A 941-nucleotide genomic window follows, 5' to 3' on the forward strand; every position below is an offset into this window, starting at 1 on the left:
GGGCGGTGACGATGAAGATCACCAGCAGCACCAGCATCACGTCGATCAGCGGGACCATGTTGATCTCCGCCACCGGGGCGGCGCCGCCCTTGCGTTCGAACGAGGCAAAAGCCATGTCGGTCTCCTGTGCGGTGGCTCAGGCCATGTGGCCGGCGGCCACCGGGCGCAGCGCCGGCTGGGTCTGGCGGGCGGGGGTCTGGGTGTCGGCGCCCAGGGCTTCGCCCATGGTCAGGAAGCTGTGCAGCTCGAAGGCGAAGGCGTCCAGCCGGCCGGTCAGCACCCGGTTGCCGCGGGTGAAGGCGTTGTAGGCCACCACGGCGGGGATGGCCACGGCCAGGCCGATGCCGGTCATGATCAGCGCCTCGCCCACCGGGCCGGCCACCTGGTCCAGGCTGCCCGCGCCGCCGCTGCCGATGGCCAGCAGCGCGTGGTAGACGCCCCAGACCGTGCCGAAGAGGCCGACGAAGGGGGCGGTGGCGCCCACCGTGGCCAGCGTGGTCAGGCCGGCCTCCAGGCGGGTGGTCTCCTCGTCCAGCACCTTTTTGATGGTGCGGGTGACGAACTCGCTGGCGCTGCCGGCCTCGGCCAGCTTGGCCGCGCCGTGGCGGGCATGGTGGGCCTGGGCATGCAGGGCATGGGCCGACAGGTGCGAGAAGGGGTCGCGCGCGCCGTGGGTCTGCAGTTCGGCGCGCACCTCGTCGAGCGTGCTGGCGTTCCAGAACTGGTCCAGAAAGGCCCGGCTGCGGCGAGCCCGCAGGGCCTGGGCCACGCCCTTGGCCACGATGATGGCCCAGGAAGCGATGGACATGCCCACCAGCAGCACCAGCAGGGTGTGGCCCACCGCATCGCTCTGGGCGATGAAGTGTCCGATGCCCGGGGCGGGCGGGGCCATGAGGGCCGTGGTGTTTTCCATGGCGTGTTTCGGGCGCAGGTCTGAAGGG

At 71.5% G+C, this 941-nt stretch carries 2 protein-coding genes; both read right to left on the reverse strand.

The features are described from left to right. On the reverse strand, window positions 1–115 hold a 115-nt coding region (locus I73_RS28175), incomplete at its 3' end, for a biopolymer transporter ExbD (RefSeq protein ID WP_040500438.1). 21 nt (window positions 116–136) lie between these two features. Then, entirely contained in the window at window positions 137–913 is a 777-nt protein-coding gene (locus I73_RS15125; protein WP_022981386.1) for a MotA/TolQ/ExbB proton channel family protein, read from the reverse strand. Between the last annotated feature and the right edge of the window lie 28 nt (window positions 914–941).

Origin of the sequence: Ideonella sp. B508-1, assembly GCF_000333615.1 — a bacterium.
GTDB lineage: Bacteria > Pseudomonadota > Gammaproteobacteria > Burkholderiales > Burkholderiaceae_C > Ideonella.